Here is a 15478-nt window from a genome sequence, read left to right on the forward strand (position 1 = left end):
GCTAACGCCCCCGTTGGTTTTAGTGAAAAAATTTACAATTTTCCCTCTCTGTAGCTGTACCTCTGCTAATTTTATATTTTCCGTCATATTCTTCATACCCGCTTTTTATACGCCCTCATTGCAAAGATATAAGCCACTATCATAATCCCAAAGCACCAGGCAAGAGCAATCCATATATCATTACCCACTGGCTGATTTGACAACAACGCACGAATGGATTCCACTATCGAGGTTACCGGTTGATTTTCGGCAAAGGCGCGAACTACCGAAGGCATCGACTCGGTTGGTACAAACGCTGAGCTTATAAACGGCAGGAAAATCAGCGGGTACGAGTAGGCTGTCGCCCCTTCCATAGACCCCGCTGTCAATCCGGGAATGACCGCCAGCCATGTCAGCGCCAGCGTAAACAGCCCGAGTATCCCAGCTACCGCGAGCCAATCCAGGATATCAGCGCTGGAACGGAAGCCCATCAAGAGCGTGACGAGGATAACCACCACGACAGTAAGCGCATTGGAAACAAGCGAGGTCAACACGTGAGCCCACAATACCGACGAGCGCTTGATGGGCATGGTAATGAAACGCGCCATCAGCCCGCTCTTTACATCCGTAAACAGCCGCACGGAAGTGTAAGCGACGCCGGATGCGATAGCCATCAGCAAGATTCCCGGCAATAAATAATTGACGTAGTTGTCCGTGCCTGTCTCTATGGCGCCGCCAAATACGTAGACAAACAGCAGCAGCATCATAATCGGCGTAATCGCCACCGTGATAATCGTATCCGGGCTGCGCATGATGTTGCGCATTAAACGCCCTAGTAATACCCCTGTTTTGCTTTTCATTTACATCTCCTCCTTTTTGCCGATGATCGCGAGGAAAATTTCCTCCAATGTCGGCTGCTTCTCGATGTACTCCACTTTCACTGGCGGGAACATCTCCTTGAGTTCGGTAAGGGTACCGGTCGTGATGATTTTTCCGCCGTGCAGGATGGCGATACGGTCCGCCAGTTGTTCGGCTTCCTCCAGGTACTGGGTCGTCAGCAAGATGGTCGTGCCGCCGCCGGCAAGCTCCTTGACGGTATCCCAGACTTCAATCCGCGCTTCGGGGTCAAGCCCTGTCGTCGGTTCGTCGAGAAAAATGACTGCTGGCGTCCCGATCAGGCTCATGGCGATGTCAAGCCGGCGCTTCATCCCGCCGGAATATTTGTCCGCCCGGCGGTTGGCCGCATCGGTCAGGCTGAATCTTGCAAGCAGATTGTCGGCGACTTGAGCGGGATTGGAAACTCCCCGCAACTTGGCGATCATCATCAGGTTTTCCCGCCCTGTGAGCATGCCGTCTAAAGCTGCGAACTGCCCTGTCAGGCTGATGCTCTGGCGAACATGATCCGGTTGACGCTGGACGTCAAAGCCGCAAATACCTACTTCGCCGCCATCGGCCTTCATCAGAGTCGAGAGGATGTTGACCGTCGTCGTCTTGCCCGCTCCATTTGAGCCCAGCAGTGCGAAAATTTCGCCACGCCGCACCTCAAAATCCACCCCCTTTAAGACTTCATTGTCTTTAAAGGATTTTTTTAACCCTTTTACAGAAATCGCTGCATTGCTCATACTTTTTTCCTCCTTATAAAAAGCGCCTTGCGGAGCTAGATTGCCTATACTCTTCTATATAGTCTGACTGATAATCTGTATAACTTATTACCGGGTTGAAAATATAACTGAATAGCGAAGGTGGCAATTCACATTTGTAACCAGCTATTCAGTCGGTATTATCTATTGAATTTATTTTTTCCCAATCGCTTCATGATACTCTGATTCAAATCTTCACGATACTTGGCGACATAGGTTTTAGCGTTTGCCACTAGTTCGTCGGCAAAGGACGCCACGTCGTCCCCAGTGATTTCCAGCACTTGTCTGCCTTCCGCCGCACCGGCTTCGAATAACTCGATTAATTCATACTGAATGTGCAGCATATCCATCCCGCTGCCCGCTGAGAAATTCCACATGTAGTTTTGAATTTTCTTAAATACAAACTGGTAGTCCTCTGGCAGGGCTTCAACCCGTGCCATCATCATCTTGTATTCTTTTTTATCACCAATCATTTTTTTGAACATTTCCATCATGTTATTTTTCCTCCTTATAAAAAGCGCCTTGCGGAGCTAGATTGCCTATACTCTTCTATATAGTCTGACTGATAATCTGTATAACTTATTACCGATTGAAAATATAACTGAATAGCGAAGGTGGCAATTCACATTTGTAACCAGCTATTCAGTCGGTATTATCTATTGAATTTATTTTTTCCCAATCGCTTCATGATACTCTGATTCAAATCTTCACGATACTTGGCGGCATAGGTTTTAGCGTTTGCCACTAGTTCGTCGGCAAAGGACGCCACGTCGTCCCCAGTGATTTCCAGCACTTGTCTGCCTTCCGCCGCACCGGCTTCGAACAACTCGATTAATTCATACTGAATGTGCAGCATATCCATCCCGCTACCCGCTGAGAAATTCCACATGTAGTTTTGAATTTTCTTAAATACAAACTGGTAGTCCTCTGGCAGGGCTTCAACCCGTGCCATCATCATCTTGTATTCTTTTTTATCACCAATCATTTTTTTGAACATTTCCATCATGTTATTTTTCCTCCTTTTTTATAAAGCTGAACAAAACACTCCAAAAATATCGTACGGAATATCTTATGAAGCTAGATTGACTTCAAGACGTTGATTTTTGATGATAGAAAATCCCATTTTTCCCAAAATAATTCAAGTTCCTGGCGGCCAGCCTCATTAAGTGAGTAAAACTTGCGGGGCGGCCCCATATCTGACGGTTTCTTTTTCATGGTTACCAGTTTTTTCTTTTCTAATCGCACGAGGATGGTGTAGACCGTCCCTTCCACGACTTCAGTAAACCCAAGCTCGTTCAGGCGTCGGGTAATCTCGTAGCCATAGGTTTCATGGCGGCTGATGATTTCCAGCACACAGCCTTCCAGAGAACCCTTCAGCATTTCAGTTAAATTTTCCATGTTCAGAGCCTCCTCTATTTTGTCTGACTTATATTCAGTATAACTTAGTACTAAGGGAAATTTTTACTGAATAGCTTTTGGGAAATCATGCTATTCAGTATTGCTTATTACATGTACACTGTAACACCGAGTAGCGGAGGTGTCAACTATTTTTCTTAAAAATATTTTTGCAACCTCACTATTCAGTGGTGTCGGTATCCAGTGTGACCTACTACAGGTATATCATAACACGTAGTAGGTCACACTGGATTTTCTAAATATTTTTAAAACCAGCTATCCCCATTGGATACAGCCGATTTTCTTTATGGAGCTTTTACTTCCTCCTATGCTTCTTTCAAAATGATTACACCGCGGATCATTCCCATCCAGCAGCTGTACATGTAGGTTCCCGGTTTCTCCTGTTTGAATCTTTTGGAGCACCCCACCTTCAAGAACTCCCTTAAGCATTTCCGTTAGATGTTTCATATATCCTCCTTACAAACTACTTATCATTACTTAGTACTACTATATAGTATTACGAAGTAGAAGGAATGTGTCAAGTAATTTTATTCATATCATTTATTTGGGCAGCTTTACACTTGCTAAGTCTAAGCATTTAAGGCAGTTTTTATGAATAATAAAAAACCGATTTCTCAATACGGGAGAAATCGGTTTTCTCAAATCAGGTGCTTTAAACATCTTGATTAATGCAATTAGTGTATGGAATACAATTTATCTAGGCAAACCTACCGAATTACTTCAAAGTAAAGGAATGTTACGGGAGGATTTATTAAAGCATATATCTCCATTAGGATGGGAACATATCAACTTCCTTGGAGAGTATCGCTTCGATCCAAAAGGAGTTACCAACTTAGAATCATTGCTGTCTTTAAATCAAGAATAGTTCTAAAGCCGATTACATCCTTAACGTGGTGAAAATCGGCTATTTTTGTATCCAGATCCCGTTAACGTTGTAAATTCGCGTTTTGCTGACGGTCCCCAGTAAAACCTTCTATATTTTAAGTAGGTGGTTTACCGTTTGTTACTATCATTCCATTTATGTGTTAAATAATTTAGAGAAAATAAAATCCGGGAAAATAAAAAAGACTTGAAAATCAAGTCTTTTTTATTTTGAGAGATATTCTTCTACTTTAAGATTATTTTCCCCTGCACATCTGCCCTATGTAAACCCACTTGATAAAATTAGATGCCCCAGGTCAGCAACTATAAGAATTTAATTCACCCATTAAACACTAGGCTTTGCCTAGTTCCACAACATAGTTGGGGGCAGTTTTTCCTTATGCTCTTTCTAACTACATACCTCAGTTTTTATCGATTTAGCCAGGATAAACTAAAGGTGTAATTTGCCGAGGGATTGGTCCGTTTTATTACAACTTTGCTTTAGCAGATCAACCAACATCATTTGGTTCGCAAAACGTAGTTTTTAAACAATGTATATAATTGCGCCCTGTTTATTTACCAGGGATAAACTATCGCTGATTTTGGAACGTTGGATATATCGATCTATTAATAGATTTCCATAATGCCAATATAACGAAGTGTGACAGAAGGATGGGAATGCTACAGGATCTGTTGCAGCATCCCCATCCTTCGTGGGCCTTGTAAAACCAATAGCCAAACGTTTTTCGTAAAGTATGGTTGCCGGCATGTTCCACGCCAGTGAACTCTGCGGCCTTAATTAACTGCCCATAGGCCTGAGAAGAGGGAATGGGGTATTCTCCCTTCCTGGACGGACGGGAATAAATAAGGACTCTGGAAGTTTTTAGCATAATCATAGACTTCCTAGAACAATGGCGCTAGTCACCTACATAATAGTTATTCGTCCAATTTAATCAACTTAACCAATTTAATCCAATCAAATTTAATTTTAGTTCCATATTATGTAATTAATGGAAAGGGGGGTGAGGAATTGAGTAAGGATAAAAAATGTTCAAAATGTGGACATGGTAAATGCAAATGCGATCAAAAAAAATGTAAGGATTGTGGACATAGTCAATGTAAATGCGGCCATAAAAAATGTAAGGATTGCGGACATAGTCAATGTAAATGCGACCATAAAAAATGTAAGGATTGCGGACATAGTCAATGTAAATGCGACCATAAAAAATGTAAGGATTGCGGACATAGTCAATGTAAATGCGACCATAAAAAATGTAAGGATTGCGGACATAGTCAATGTAAATGCTCATCTAAACAAGAACAAAAGGTAGAGCAAAACGTTAAAGTGAATGTAAACGTACCTGCTAATGGTAATCAAGGACCTCAAGGGACTCAAGGATCTCAAGGTGCTCAAGGACCTCAAGGTGCTCAAGGACCTCAAGGTGCTCAAGGAACTCAAGGTGCTCAAGGACCTCAAGGAACTCAAGGAACTCAAGGTGCTCAAGGTGCCCAAGGAACTCAAGGAACTCAAGGTGCTCAAGGTACTCAAGGTACTCAAGGTACTCAAGGTACTCAAGGTACTCAAGGTACTCAAGGACCTCAAGGTACTCAAGGTACTCAAGGTACTCAAGGAACCCAAGGAACTCAAGGTACTCAAGGTACTCAAGGACCTCAAGGTACTCAAGGTACTCAAGGTACTCAAGGTACTCAAGGTACTCAAGGTACTCAAGGTACTCAAGGACCCTCAGGAGGACCACAAGGTGTTCAAGGACCACAAGGCGAACAAGGTCCACAAGGTGCTACTGGTGCTCAAGGCGTTCAAGGGCCTCAAGGATTCCAAGGACCACAAGGTGCTACTGGTGCTCAAGGCGTTCAAGGGCCGCAAGGATTCCAAGGACCACAAGGTGCTACTGGTGCTCAAGGCGTTCAAGGGCCGCAAGGATTCCAAGGACCACAAGGTGCTACTGGTGCTCAAGGCGTTCAAGGGCCGCAAGGATTCCAAGGACCACAAGGTGCTACTGGTGCTCAAGGCGAACAAGGGCCGCAAGGATTCCAGGGGCCACAAGGTGCTACTGGTGCTCAAGGCGAACAAGGGCCGCAAGGATTCCAGGGGCCACAAGGTGCTACTGGTGCTCAAGGCGAACAAGGACCTCAAGGATTCCAGGGGCCACAAGGTGCCACTGGTGCTCAAGGCGAACAAGGGCCGCAAGGATTCCAGGGGCCACAAGGTGCTACTGGTACTCAAGGCGAACAAGGACCTCAAGGATTCCAGGGGCCACAAGGTGCTACTGGTGCTCAAGGTGAACAAGGACCTCAAGGTGCTACTGGTGCTCAAGGCAATCAGGGACCTCAAGGCGTTCAAGGACCTCAAGGATCTGGAGGGTTAATTCCATTTTCAACGGGTATTATCCTCAGTGGGGCTACAGTAGTATCAGCTGCTCCAATTTTAATGGGCTTCGGTAATCACACGGTTGAAGTTATTGATGGTTCTGGACAATCAACTATGCCACCAGAAGCAGGTGGTTTTGCTTTCCCAATTCCCTTTGCGGGAACCGTTCAAAATTTACAAATAAGCGCAGATTTATTGGTTGCTTCAGTGGTTTCTATAAATACTCTAGGTCTTCAATATGATTTTACAGTTTTCGTCGCACCTTCAGTTCCTAATAATGGGATTGATCATCTTTCTTCACCTTACGTGACAACTCCGCTGACTAGCTCGCTTAGATTTGGATTTCCTAATAATATTATTACTGCCGGTACTTTCCGTACAGCAACCAATATAAATCTCGGATCATTAACAGTCGCAGCGGGTGATCGTATTGGTATTCGTGTAAGGACTCTTGCATCGACTGATCCCTCAGCAGCTGATATTACACAGCTCTCGTTTAGCGCCAGTCTATCTTATACTCCTTCATAAAAAGACTCGAGCATTGTATTTGGCTATTTGTTTCATGGGTAGATGAACGATTTCAGGAAATGAACCATCATTTACTGAAAATTTTTCCAATTAAAGAATTAACCTGTCATTTATATGACAGGTTTTTATTTTATGATCAAAAAGACTATGAGTCTATAGATGTAGCAAAAAAGGGAACTGAGGTTACTTGGAAGAAAAAGATCTCATTTTACAAGATCACCAAAGAATATGAAAGTGATGATGATACTGAGATTGCGGATCTATATTCGAGGTGTTGGACGATGAAAAAACGAAATGTAAACATACTGGCCGATTTACAACGCTTTCGATGCAGGAGGGGGCTCTATATTTTTCAAAGCCTATAATTATCGCTCTACAAGAATGCTAACCTGCCTCGGCACAATAAAAAAATGAGCCGTTGTAACAGCTCAGCTTGTACCACTCTTGCTCAGTTTTTAAGCGATAGCGTTTTCTTTTCTCTATCTATTCTTTCCTATTTGTTATTCGTTTGATCTTATATTGTTCAAAATCCCAATTTGCCAAAAATTCTTTTGCAGAGTTATAGCCTGATTTATAGAGAAAGTCAATTTCATCTTCATTCAGTTCAAAATCAGTCGCATTGATGTGGCCAGTTGGAATTTGAATCGTGCGTTCAATCGTTTCTTCGTTCATATATCTTAAATCATGGGCTTGAAGCATCGTTTTAAATATATTTTTGAAAAGATGGATCGGCGTTGGTATAACCGCATCTATGTTAACTTCATCTTTAACAAAATGGAATCCGAACGTTGGAAAACGAGGTTGCTCTGTTGTATCAAATATCCATATTGGGAAGTTACTAAGTAAGCCACCATCTAAAATGTAGGATTTGTTACGGTCTTTTGATTTCCAAATAACCGGACGGAAGAAAAATGGCAAGGATGCACTCATCATAACGGCTGTCGAAACTTTTAAATCAGCAGGAGTCATACTATAGCGATCCAAATCATCTGGCAAAATTAGCATTTGGCCATTCGAAACATCAGAAGCAATAATCTTCAACTTTCCATCTGGAAGATCCGCAAATGTCTTAATACCTTTTTTCGAAAGAAGTGAATCCATCCACGTTTCCAAATAATCGTTTTTGTAAATTCCAAGATGAACCATAAGCTCTAAAAAGGTACCGAAAATAGGTATCCGATTTAAAATCGTTTTCCCTCGAAGCTTTGAAAAATCAATTTCACTTAATCGGTCTCTAATTTCATAGCTTTTATAACCGCTCGCTAAAAGAGCAGCTATTACAGCTCCCGCAGATGTTCCAGCCAGTCTTTCCCATTCTACGTTTTCCTCTTCCATAGCTTGAATAGCTCCAACAAAAGCAATTCCCCTGGCTCCACCACCTTCAAAAACAGCATCAGCCCTCATATTTTCCACCTCTCGATAAGAGTTATTAATTAATAACCTGCTATATTAATAAAATAACAATTATGACTATACGTTTTTGAAAACACTACCACAGCTAAACAAAAAGCAGTTACTATAATCAACAGAATACCACTGAAGTGTTTTCCTTAGAGGCAAACTTTAAACCTACTTTTTAAAAAAAAACGAACGCCTCTATAATGATTATTTAACAGATGTCAATGATATAAAAAGTGCCAGTGTCCCTATCTTTTTATATGCATTAATATAGTAAAAGGTTCTCTAGTCAACTGCATGAATTTTGTTTGAGATATAACATCTTCATCCAAATCATCAGGTATCTTATAGCTGAATACAGCCCCCTTTCGGTAGTAATAGATTTTGGAATCTTGCATAACCAGCCTTTCTTTTTAGCTCTATTAAACTTAGTTATTGATTGTAATCAAAAAAAAGAGACCAAAAATCGACGGTCTTTGTTTGTAAAGCTTGTTAAAAAAACTATTATTACATTTAAAATTTAGGGCATAAAAACTGTTCTTCTTTTATTCCAGTATCATAGTTTCGAAGAATAAACTGTTTCTAGCAAATATATTGTTTTAATATCAACATACATATTAAAACTTATATTCCACATTATTAAACCTCTTGTAAAATATATGAAAAACACTACAATGACTAGAAAAAAATCAACATTCTGCGTAACAGTGCTAGAAAATAAAATACTTTGAAATTGTTAGGACAAACAAACCCAAAGAGGCAAACGGATTTCCGCTCGCCCCTTTGGTTGTTTTATTCTGGTAAACGATGCTATCTATTAATGTTCGTCATTTTCATTTTGTTGCTCTTGATCGTGTTCATGGTACTATTCACCTTGATTGTGCGGTCCGGCTCCCGGCCAAAACCATCAATCTCTAAGCGATCCTTGAAAGCTTGGATTACAGGGTACGCATTGGTATCGGATGTATCCAGCATTCCTTGGAAATTCACATATTTGATTCCGTTTTTCTCGCCATAATTGCCTGCATGATTATGCCCGTTGAAATAAGCCACTACATTGCCCGCAGACTCCAGTTCCCGCATGATTTCAGCGTCATTCTATGCATTGTGCTCGTTGGCAGGATATACCGGATGATGCCCAATCACCACAACTTTTTCATTCTTTTTAGCCGATTTTTTAAGAACATTATGTAGCCATGTCATTTGTTCGGAGCCTACTCCGCCATTCCAGGTCTGAGCATTTTTCGCTCCGGACGCATGTAGTTGATTATACATCTTTTCGGCTTGTTGATATTTCGCAGAACCCGGTTCATTTGCATACAGACTCAGGTCATTGGTGTCTAACACGACAAAACGCCAGCCTTGTTCAAAAAAGTCATAATATTGATTCTTCATTCCTAAAATGTCAACCACTTGGTCTGTTGGTACTGCGAAATCATGGTTGCCAAGCACATTATATTGGGGACCTTCAATTTTGTTGAAATAAGGAAGAATGGTATTAAAACTGTCCACATTCCTGTCGATCATATCGCCCATTTGTACGGTGAACTTAAGATCATGCTGATTGAGTTCATCTGTTACTTCCTGCAGTTTGCTTATCGAATTCCGGTAATAGCGTACACCCGCTGCATCACAATCACAATATTGGATATCGGTAATAAGCCCAAATTCAAAGGAAGGCTTTTTGTCTTTATGTTTGTTCCTTTCTGCAAATACAGATGTTGATGTAAATAGAGATAATCCTAATGTGAAGATTCACTTTCCATTTTTCAACTAACTTTTTTCATCATAATCTATTAAAGTTAAAAACTTGATAGATTTACCCAATCTTTAGGAATTGTTAAAATCTCAATAGTGGATATACAAAGCCTACAACCGGGAAAGCTGCGAATGTACACCGATCATTCGCAATAAAACAAAGCCAGATATGTAGGATCGACAAGATATTGTTTCATCATGTTATTTGCTTCTTCTACATCAAAAAATTGCTAACCGTCTCCCACGACAACCACTCTGCCAATTCCACCATTGTAATAGTGCATAACATAGTTCACATAATTCGTATCCTATCCACCCTTCCCTAGCAGCCACATATTTAAGTGGCTACCTCGTTAGAATATATCCCACACTCTAGTTGTAGCTTTGAAAAACAAGGTTAATAACATTTTGCTTCATCACTTCCGCAAAATGTTTCACATCAATTTGAATGGAATATTCAAGGTCTCTAATAGTTCCAGACAGACGCCCGATTGATTCCGATGATTGCATGACGTCTAACTGCCGTCCATTCCTGTTGAAGGTATTCCGTCCTTTATAGGATTCGGTTTGGCATCATTTTAAACCGCAAATAATAAAGACAATCAGTAGCCCACCATGTACGTATATGAATCTATATTATTAATAAAAACTTTAACTCATTGTAAATCTAATAAACGTACATGTGTTTGACAACAATAGTAAAAGAGACGAATTAAGCATGCATTCTTATATAACCAAAGAAGAGGATACTATAGATATGTAATGGCAGACTGGCTTATTAATTTTAGGTGTCTTTTCCCAGGAGGCGAAGCCCCTGACCTATATAGAATATCCACCTCATAAGTAAGGAATTCTGATTGTAAGGAAGGAAAGATCAGCATTTGTGGAAATGCATTAGGTTTAGGCAATAGTTCGGAAAATGTCAATTGCGCATATTTAATCCGTTCCTGTCGCTTCTGCAACAAACTCCTGAACATCATCGATCGGCTCGCTAATTGGGTGTAGGCGCCCCTCCCCTGACCGACTGAATGCTTGATTATCTTAGTGGAGCGCTTCAAAACTTCTTTTAGCGTTGATACCGCCATCCCGAAGGTTTTGGCAAGCATGGGTAAAGACCCCTCTAAAAACGGCGTTACAGGGCTCGTATGAACCGTCAAATAGGCAAGGATGTCCTCTTCCCTTTCATCATAATGGGAACGGACACGCTCTTCGCGTGGTTTTTTGAATTTATACCAGCCTTCTTTACCTTGGAATTGAACGCGACCGTCTGTCCATAGTTCCAACAATCCATCTACATAGGCGCGTTTTACGCCCTTATATTTACCGGAATATGCGCTCCTCAACGTGCGCTCGAACTCACTTTTCTTCAAAGGATGGTCCAATTGGCTATTAAACTGGTCCAGTTCATCATAGGCTTCTTCCAAAGGGCGGCCACTCGAATAATTGGCAAGGGCAAGCGTCATCAGGGCATTATTACGGCTGGCGCTTTGATATCCTTTTTGGATGCCTGTCGAAAGGATTAGTGCACGATACCAATCTGAAGACGTTTGGTCAAATGCTGAATCGTTCTTATCGTAAACCACCCGAAGGAAGCTCCTTTTTTCCTGTTCTTCGAATTGCTTGGACCAGGCAAGAAGTTCTCTAGTGTTTGCTGGCTCGTCAAAGAAATCCAGGACATTATCTTCCCTTGGGATTCGATAAAAGCCAAAAGGCACACAGTTCTTGTCCACCGGTACATACTTGGAAACGGCTTTACGAATATTGTCGGACAATCGTTCTGCAACTCTCAGAGACTTGTAATCTTGATTTTTATGTATATAAAATGGCGTTTCTAAAACGTAAAAGACCTGGAAACCTCTCGGTGTTTCCAGTAATAGGTTTGGACGAGGCAACCCCAGCTCCTCACAGCCCAAATAAAGCGCGTACAAATCTACTTCCTTCGTATCGATATCAAAGCCCATGACATTGATCTGCTTCAGATTTTCACGGGTATGACCTTTGATCAGTCGTCTCTTGAAGTCATAGTATGCACCACCGCGATAGGTGTTGGGTGTCCAGTGAGTCAATTTTTGATGTTTCTCCTGAAGCGTTTCATATGAGGTGACAACATAGCCTTTTCCTTCTGTGAGGTCGGCTTTCGATGGAGAGACAAAGACAGCGCCCTTCTTGTGTAGATTACTACCTTCCCTTGCCTCATAGGCTGCCAGTCTATCAGAGAGGGCCGTAGAGCCCTTTTTCTTATATAAAAAAAGACTGTTATGTGTCATGAACTGCATGATTTCAACGATTGAAACAACATGGCCTGTTTTATTCCCAATTTCCCTTATCCCCATCTATGTCACCTTCTTCCTTTTGAAGTTATGTAGTTTAATTAGTGGTGCAAAAAACGATCCATGTCGCTGGCTATTTACGACCGTGACCCCAATTCAATCGCTGAAATGATCACAGTTGTCGTACATTTTTTTGCTCCTATCAGTATAGCGAAATCGAATTTTGTAAAATGGTGCTCTCTAAGGGAAATGCACCAAAAAAAAAAGCCCCTTGAAGCTTAGAGCCCCAAGGGGTAAAAAAAAATCACTTTTTTTTTTCTATGCAAGGTCCGCTCAAGTATTGCACCGAAATGAGTCGAAATGTTCCATTTTTGATTAAAGTACGGAATAGAGAAAAACATTGAAAACCTTGTAATGGCAGAGGTTTGAGTTATTTCTCTTCTGATAAATGCTACACAGGTTCCGCTCATCTATATAAGAAGGTGGTGCATATCAGATAGACAGGTTCCGCTCAAATTGCAATTTCACAGGAGGGTTCCTATGAATAATGTCTGTACAAAAATGATTGAATGCTAGATATACCAATGGATTGATCTAGTATACAGGTTCCGCTCAACGTTCCATTCATGTGTTACAAATGGTGCATTTAAGATTGGTTTATATAGGCAGGTTCCGCTCAGAATCAAAAAAACGGTGCGTTTGGTGCACATCGTTCCATACACCTTTCATTCAATTTGTTACGCAGATGATTTTACGGATATATAACACGAGATGAATTGGTGCATTCACTCTACATATATTTATTGAACATACCAGTATGATTGCTCTATTTTGAACTGTATTGGTGCTTTTTCTAAAAAAACTGCGGTCTCTGTGTACTAATTGGTGCATTTTGATTACGATAAACCATAAATCCTTGCTATAATAGCAAAAGAGTGGTGCATTATTGCATGAATCTAATAGAATGCACCACGTTTACTAGTTTTATAGAATGCCTTGCATGTACTAGAAAGGATGTTATCGATGAAGTATGAAAACATACCTGATTCTCTGATTTTAAACTATGAACTTTTAAAAATATCAATATACGAAGAAAATAAGGCCTTATTTGATGACCGGCGTTATATTCTGGAGAAATGGAAACAGGAAGCCTACCATATGACTGAGGAAGAAGTGAGGAAACAGGCTCCTGGCTATACAATGGGATTGAGTTTTCGCGCCCTCTACTCCTTGTTCACCCAGACGTTATACTTTGAACAACCTATCAGCAAAAACATGATAAAAAAAGCAGTGAACGCCTATAAAGACACCATAAAGGTCATTTTAGCCGGGCACTTTATCAATGAATTTCCTACGGATGAAATTAAGCGTAGCGTAAACGAAGAAAAAATTGATGAAGCCCTCCACCGGGATTACATTTATTCCAGCATGGATATGGATTTTCATTTAATGAGAGACATCGTAACGAAGAAAAAGGACTTCAAAGAAGGGGAGACTGGTCTTTTGGCAACCGAGATAATCGACAACAGAGGAAAGTTCAGAGGATTGGCTGAACTCCGTCCCCATGAATTACAAACAACCGAGATCACCTCCGATCAACAGGAAATGTGGCTAGAGCTGATTGAATCCACCATCAATTCCTTAGATGAAATGACAGCCGACCTCTTTGATTTAATTACATACTTATGGATGGTGACACCCAAGAGTCCGGACGGATATATCGAATTTCATAGTAATGATGCCCTCCGCCTTCGAAATTTAAAGAAACGGTCTGCACATGGTAGAGAAATTGATTTTCGTGAAGAGGATCGCTTCAATATCATGAAACGGGTGGCTGCCCTTTCAAGCATATGGGTATCTCTTGGCGATGAACAGGTAAAAGTAGTCCAGACACAAGATATCCAGGACAATGAACTGTATGAATTCAAGGACTTTCAAAGGATGTTCGAGATTGGAAAGATGCGAGTTGCCTATGATAAAAAGACGGGCGAGCCAAAAGGGATTTATGCGGTGCAAGTGAAACCCTCTCCTATCTTGACCCCCTACCTGGATGGACCAAACCAATCACTTGGAGTATTGGATCTGAAAGTATTCCAATACAGCCATTTTACTCAAAGGGAACATAAACGATTAACCCGATACTTGAACCTCCAGTGGAAAATCAGGACCCTTAAAAGGACTCTGCAGCAGCCCTTTAAAGTGTCCACACTATTGAAAGTGATGGATTTCTCACCCAGGTATAACGGGGTACAAATCAGGGATAAATTCGAAAACGTCTTGGATCAATTGAAGGCGGACAGCGTGATTGAGAGCTGGACCTATAGCGAAGAGATTGACGAAGAACGGGTTGGAAAAAAAGGATGGGTGAACAATTACTGGTCAAAGGTCAATGTTATCATTTTACCGACAGAGATGGTCGTAAGAGAAAATCAAAAAAAACTGATGATCAACTCCAACCGGCTTGTCAATGAAGAAATCCTTGAAAGAATGAACCTTATCGATCAAGAAAACCCTTATTCTCTTTCCAAGAACTTAGAATTGGCTCAAGTTGAATCAGCTGTTTCCAATGATTCAGGATTGATCTTGGATATGCCTTCAGCAACACCTTCTATAGACATCCAACAGTCATTCAATTTTGGAATGGACATGGAAATCAGCTTGTCTCCGGAAACGATGATAGAGACTATGGATTCTCTGAACATGAGCATTAGGAAAACGGCAGAGGAAATTGGCATTGCCCATACTACCCTCTCACGGTATCTCAGGAGAGAAAACAAACGCCAGAATAATAAAAATGACGAAAAGATGCTCGGATGGCTAAAAGAGAAAAAAAAAATATAATATGATTTTTACACATTGAACAAGTTTGACAAATTCAGAATAAAAAAAGGCCACTAAATATGTGGCCTTTTAAAATCAACAGCACACAAAAAATGAGCTTTACTACTTTGAAGTAACTCCCCTTTCATAAATAATTCTAGAACCGTTGGTAAAACGATGGTCCGTTGGCGAAAAAGAACACCACGGATTATTGTTCTTTTAATAATCATTAAATCTGCTCTATTAGAAGATTGTTAAATTAAATTCTCCATCATTCCCTTATTTCCTGTTTCAATTATACTGTCCCATTTGTCGAGCAAAATCTAACTCAACAAGACATGGACTATTATTTATCCCTAATAGCCAAGAAAATACCAGTTCCTTAAACCCTCTTCGTTTTGAGCAGCATGATTGAAAAT

General features: G+C 41.0%; 13 protein-coding genes and 4 pseudogenes. 5 read left to right on the forward strand and 12 right to left on the reverse strand.

Annotated features, from left to right (window positions below):
* Positions 1-92: 92 nt before the first annotated feature.
* The 6 genes from JFU50_RS30175 to JFU50_RS30200 form a co-directional block, all read right to left on the reverse strand.
* On the reverse strand, positions 93-839 hold the full coding sequence (locus JFU50_RS30175) for an ABC transporter permease (protein WP_201225748.1): 747 nt from the start codon (positions 837-839) through the stop codon (positions 93-95).
* Entirely contained in the window at positions 840-1601 is a 762-nt protein-coding gene (locus JFU50_RS30180; RefSeq protein WP_201225750.1) for an ABC transporter ATP-binding protein, read from the reverse strand.
* A 158-nt stretch (positions 1602-1759) separates the two neighbouring features.
* Positions 1760-2113, reverse strand: a complete 354-nt coding sequence (locus JFU50_RS30185; RefSeq protein WP_057219647.1) for a DUF1048 domain-containing protein — start codon at positions 2111-2113, stop codon at positions 1760-1762.
* Between the two features lie 158 nt (positions 2114-2271).
* Entirely contained in the window at positions 2272-2625 is a 354-nt protein-coding gene (locus JFU50_RS30190) for a DUF1048 domain-containing protein (RefSeq protein WP_201225752.1), read from the reverse strand.
* A 71-nt stretch (positions 2626-2696) separates the two neighbouring features.
* Positions 2697-3017, reverse strand: a complete 321-nt coding sequence (locus JFU50_RS30195; RefSeq protein ID WP_098174449.1) for a PadR family transcriptional regulator — start codon at positions 3015-3017, stop codon at positions 2697-2699.
* A 273-nt stretch (positions 3018-3290) separates the two neighbouring features.
* A complete protein-coding gene (locus tag JFU50_RS30200; RefSeq protein WP_201225754.1) occupies positions 3291-3482 on the reverse strand; it encodes a hypothetical protein in 192 nt (63 codons plus the stop codon).
* A 193-nt stretch (positions 3483-3675) separates the two neighbouring features.
* Here JFU50_RS30200 and JFU50_RS30205 point away from each other — a divergent pair.
* A pseudogene (locus JFU50_RS30205) lies at positions 3676-3900 on the forward strand (Tn3 family transposase); the annotation flags it as partial.
* Positions 3901-4580: 680 nt separating this feature from the next.
* On the opposite strand, the pseudogene JFU50_RS32165 reads toward JFU50_RS30205, so the two are convergent.
* Positions 4581-4799: pseudogene (locus JFU50_RS32165) on the reverse strand (site-specific integrase); the annotation flags it as partial.
* Positions 4800-4960: 161 nt separating this feature from the next.
* Between JFU50_RS32165 and JFU50_RS31300 the strand changes: the two are divergent.
* From JFU50_RS31300 to JFU50_RS31310, 3 genes and pseudogenes are all read left to right on the forward strand, one after another.
* Positions 4961-5227, forward strand: a complete 267-nt coding sequence (locus tag JFU50_RS31300; protein ID WP_242486196.1) for a hypothetical protein — start codon at positions 4961-4963, stop codon at positions 5225-5227.
* A 233-nt stretch (positions 5228-5460) separates the two neighbouring features.
* Positions 5461-6279: pseudogene (locus tag JFU50_RS31305) on the forward strand (Gly-Xaa-Xaa repeat protein); the annotation flags it as partial.
* A 66-nt stretch (positions 6280-6345) separates the two neighbouring features.
* On the forward strand, positions 6346-6813 hold the full coding sequence (locus tag JFU50_RS31310) for a hypothetical protein (protein WP_242485529.1): 468 nt from the start codon (positions 6346-6348) through the stop codon (positions 6811-6813).
* 483 nt (positions 6814-7296) lie between these two features.
* On the opposite strand, the gene JFU50_RS30215 is transcribed toward JFU50_RS31310, so the two are convergent.
* The 5 genes and pseudogenes from JFU50_RS30215 to JFU50_RS30235 all read right to left on the reverse strand — a co-directional run bounded on the left by JFU50_RS30215 (position 7297) and on the right by JFU50_RS30235 (position 12302).
* Entirely contained in the window at positions 7297-8217 is a 921-nt protein-coding gene (locus JFU50_RS30215) for a patatin-like phospholipase family protein (RefSeq protein WP_201225758.1), read from the reverse strand.
* Positions 8218-9021: 804 nt separating this feature from the next.
* Positions 9022-9294, reverse strand: coding sequence for a hypothetical protein (locus JFU50_RS30220; protein WP_201225760.1), 273 nt, complete (start codon positions 9292-9294; stop codon positions 9022-9024).
* A 15-nt stretch (positions 9295-9309) separates the two neighbouring features.
* A complete protein-coding gene (locus JFU50_RS30225; protein ID WP_201225820.1) occupies positions 9310-9966 on the reverse strand; it encodes a metallophosphoesterase in 657 nt (218 codons plus the stop codon).
* A 375-nt stretch (positions 9967-10341) separates the two neighbouring features.
* Positions 10342-10488 (reverse strand): annotated as a pseudogene (locus tag JFU50_RS30230) (lysozyme family protein); the annotation flags it as partial.
* Between the two features lie 230 nt (positions 10489-10718).
* Positions 10719-12302, reverse strand: coding sequence for a primase C-terminal domain-containing protein (locus tag JFU50_RS30235; RefSeq protein ID WP_201225765.1), 1584 nt, complete (start codon positions 12300-12302; stop codon positions 10719-10721).
* A gap of 960 nt (positions 12303-13262) precedes the next feature.
* Between JFU50_RS30235 and JFU50_RS30240 the strand changes: the two genes are divergently transcribed.
* Positions 13263-15080, forward strand: coding sequence for a hypothetical protein (locus JFU50_RS30240; RefSeq protein WP_201225767.1), 1818 nt, complete (start codon positions 13263-13265; stop codon positions 15078-15080).
* Positions 15081-15478: the final 398 nt, after the last annotated feature.

The sequence above is a fragment of the Peribacillus sp. TH14 genome, from assembly GCF_016651145.1.
Taxonomy (GTDB): Bacteria; Bacillota; Bacilli; order Bacillales; family DSM-1321; genus Peribacillus; species Peribacillus butanolivorans.

What these genes read in the sequence shown, in the direction of transcription:
- JFU50_RS31300 (WP_242486196.1), top strand. Translation starts at nt 4,961, where the DNA reads ATGGTAAATGCAAATGCGATCAAAAAAAATGTAAGGATTGTGGACATA.
- JFU50_RS31310 (WP_242485529.1), top strand. Translation starts at nt 6,346, where the DNA reads ATGGGCTTCGGTAATCACACGGTTGAAGTTATTGATGGTTCTGGACAA.
- JFU50_RS30185 (WP_057219647.1), bottom strand. Translation starts at nt 2,113, where the DNA reads ATGATGGAAATGTTCAAAAAAATGATTGGTGATAAAAAAGAATACAAG.
- JFU50_RS30190 (WP_201225752.1), bottom strand. Translation starts at nt 2,625, where the DNA reads ATGATGGAAATGTTCAAAAAAATGATTGGTGATAAAAAAGAATACAAG.
- JFU50_RS30195 (WP_098174449.1), bottom strand. Translation starts at nt 3,017, where the DNA reads ATGGAAAATTTAACTGAAATGCTGAAGGGTTCTCTGGAAGGCTGTGTG.
- JFU50_RS30220 (WP_201225760.1), bottom strand. Translation starts at nt 9,294, where the DNA reads ATGCGGGAACTGGAGTCTGCGGGCAATGTAGTGGCTTATTTCAACGGG.
- JFU50_RS30200 (WP_201225754.1), bottom strand. Translation starts at nt 3,482, where the DNA reads ATGAAACATCTAACGGAAATGCTTAAGGGAGTTCTTGAAGGTGGGGTG.
- JFU50_RS30235 (WP_201225765.1), bottom strand. Translation starts at nt 12,302, where the DNA reads ATGGGGATAAGGGAAATTGGGAATAAAACAGGCCATGTTGTTTCAATC.
- JFU50_RS30180 (WP_201225750.1), bottom strand. Translation starts at nt 1,601, where the DNA reads ATGAGCAATGCAGCGATTTCTGTAAAAGGGTTAAAAAAATCCTTTAAA.
- JFU50_RS30215 (WP_201225758.1), bottom strand. Translation starts at nt 8,217, where the DNA reads ATGAGGGCTGATGCTGTTTTTGAAGGTGGTGGAGCCAGGGGAATTGCT.
- JFU50_RS30240 (WP_201225767.1), top strand. Translation starts at nt 13,263, where the DNA reads ATGAAGTATGAAAACATACCTGATTCTCTGATTTTAAACTATGAACTT.
- JFU50_RS30175 (WP_201225748.1), bottom strand. Translation starts at nt 839, where the DNA reads ATGAAAAGCAAAACAGGGGTATTACTAGGGCGTTTAATGCGCAACATC.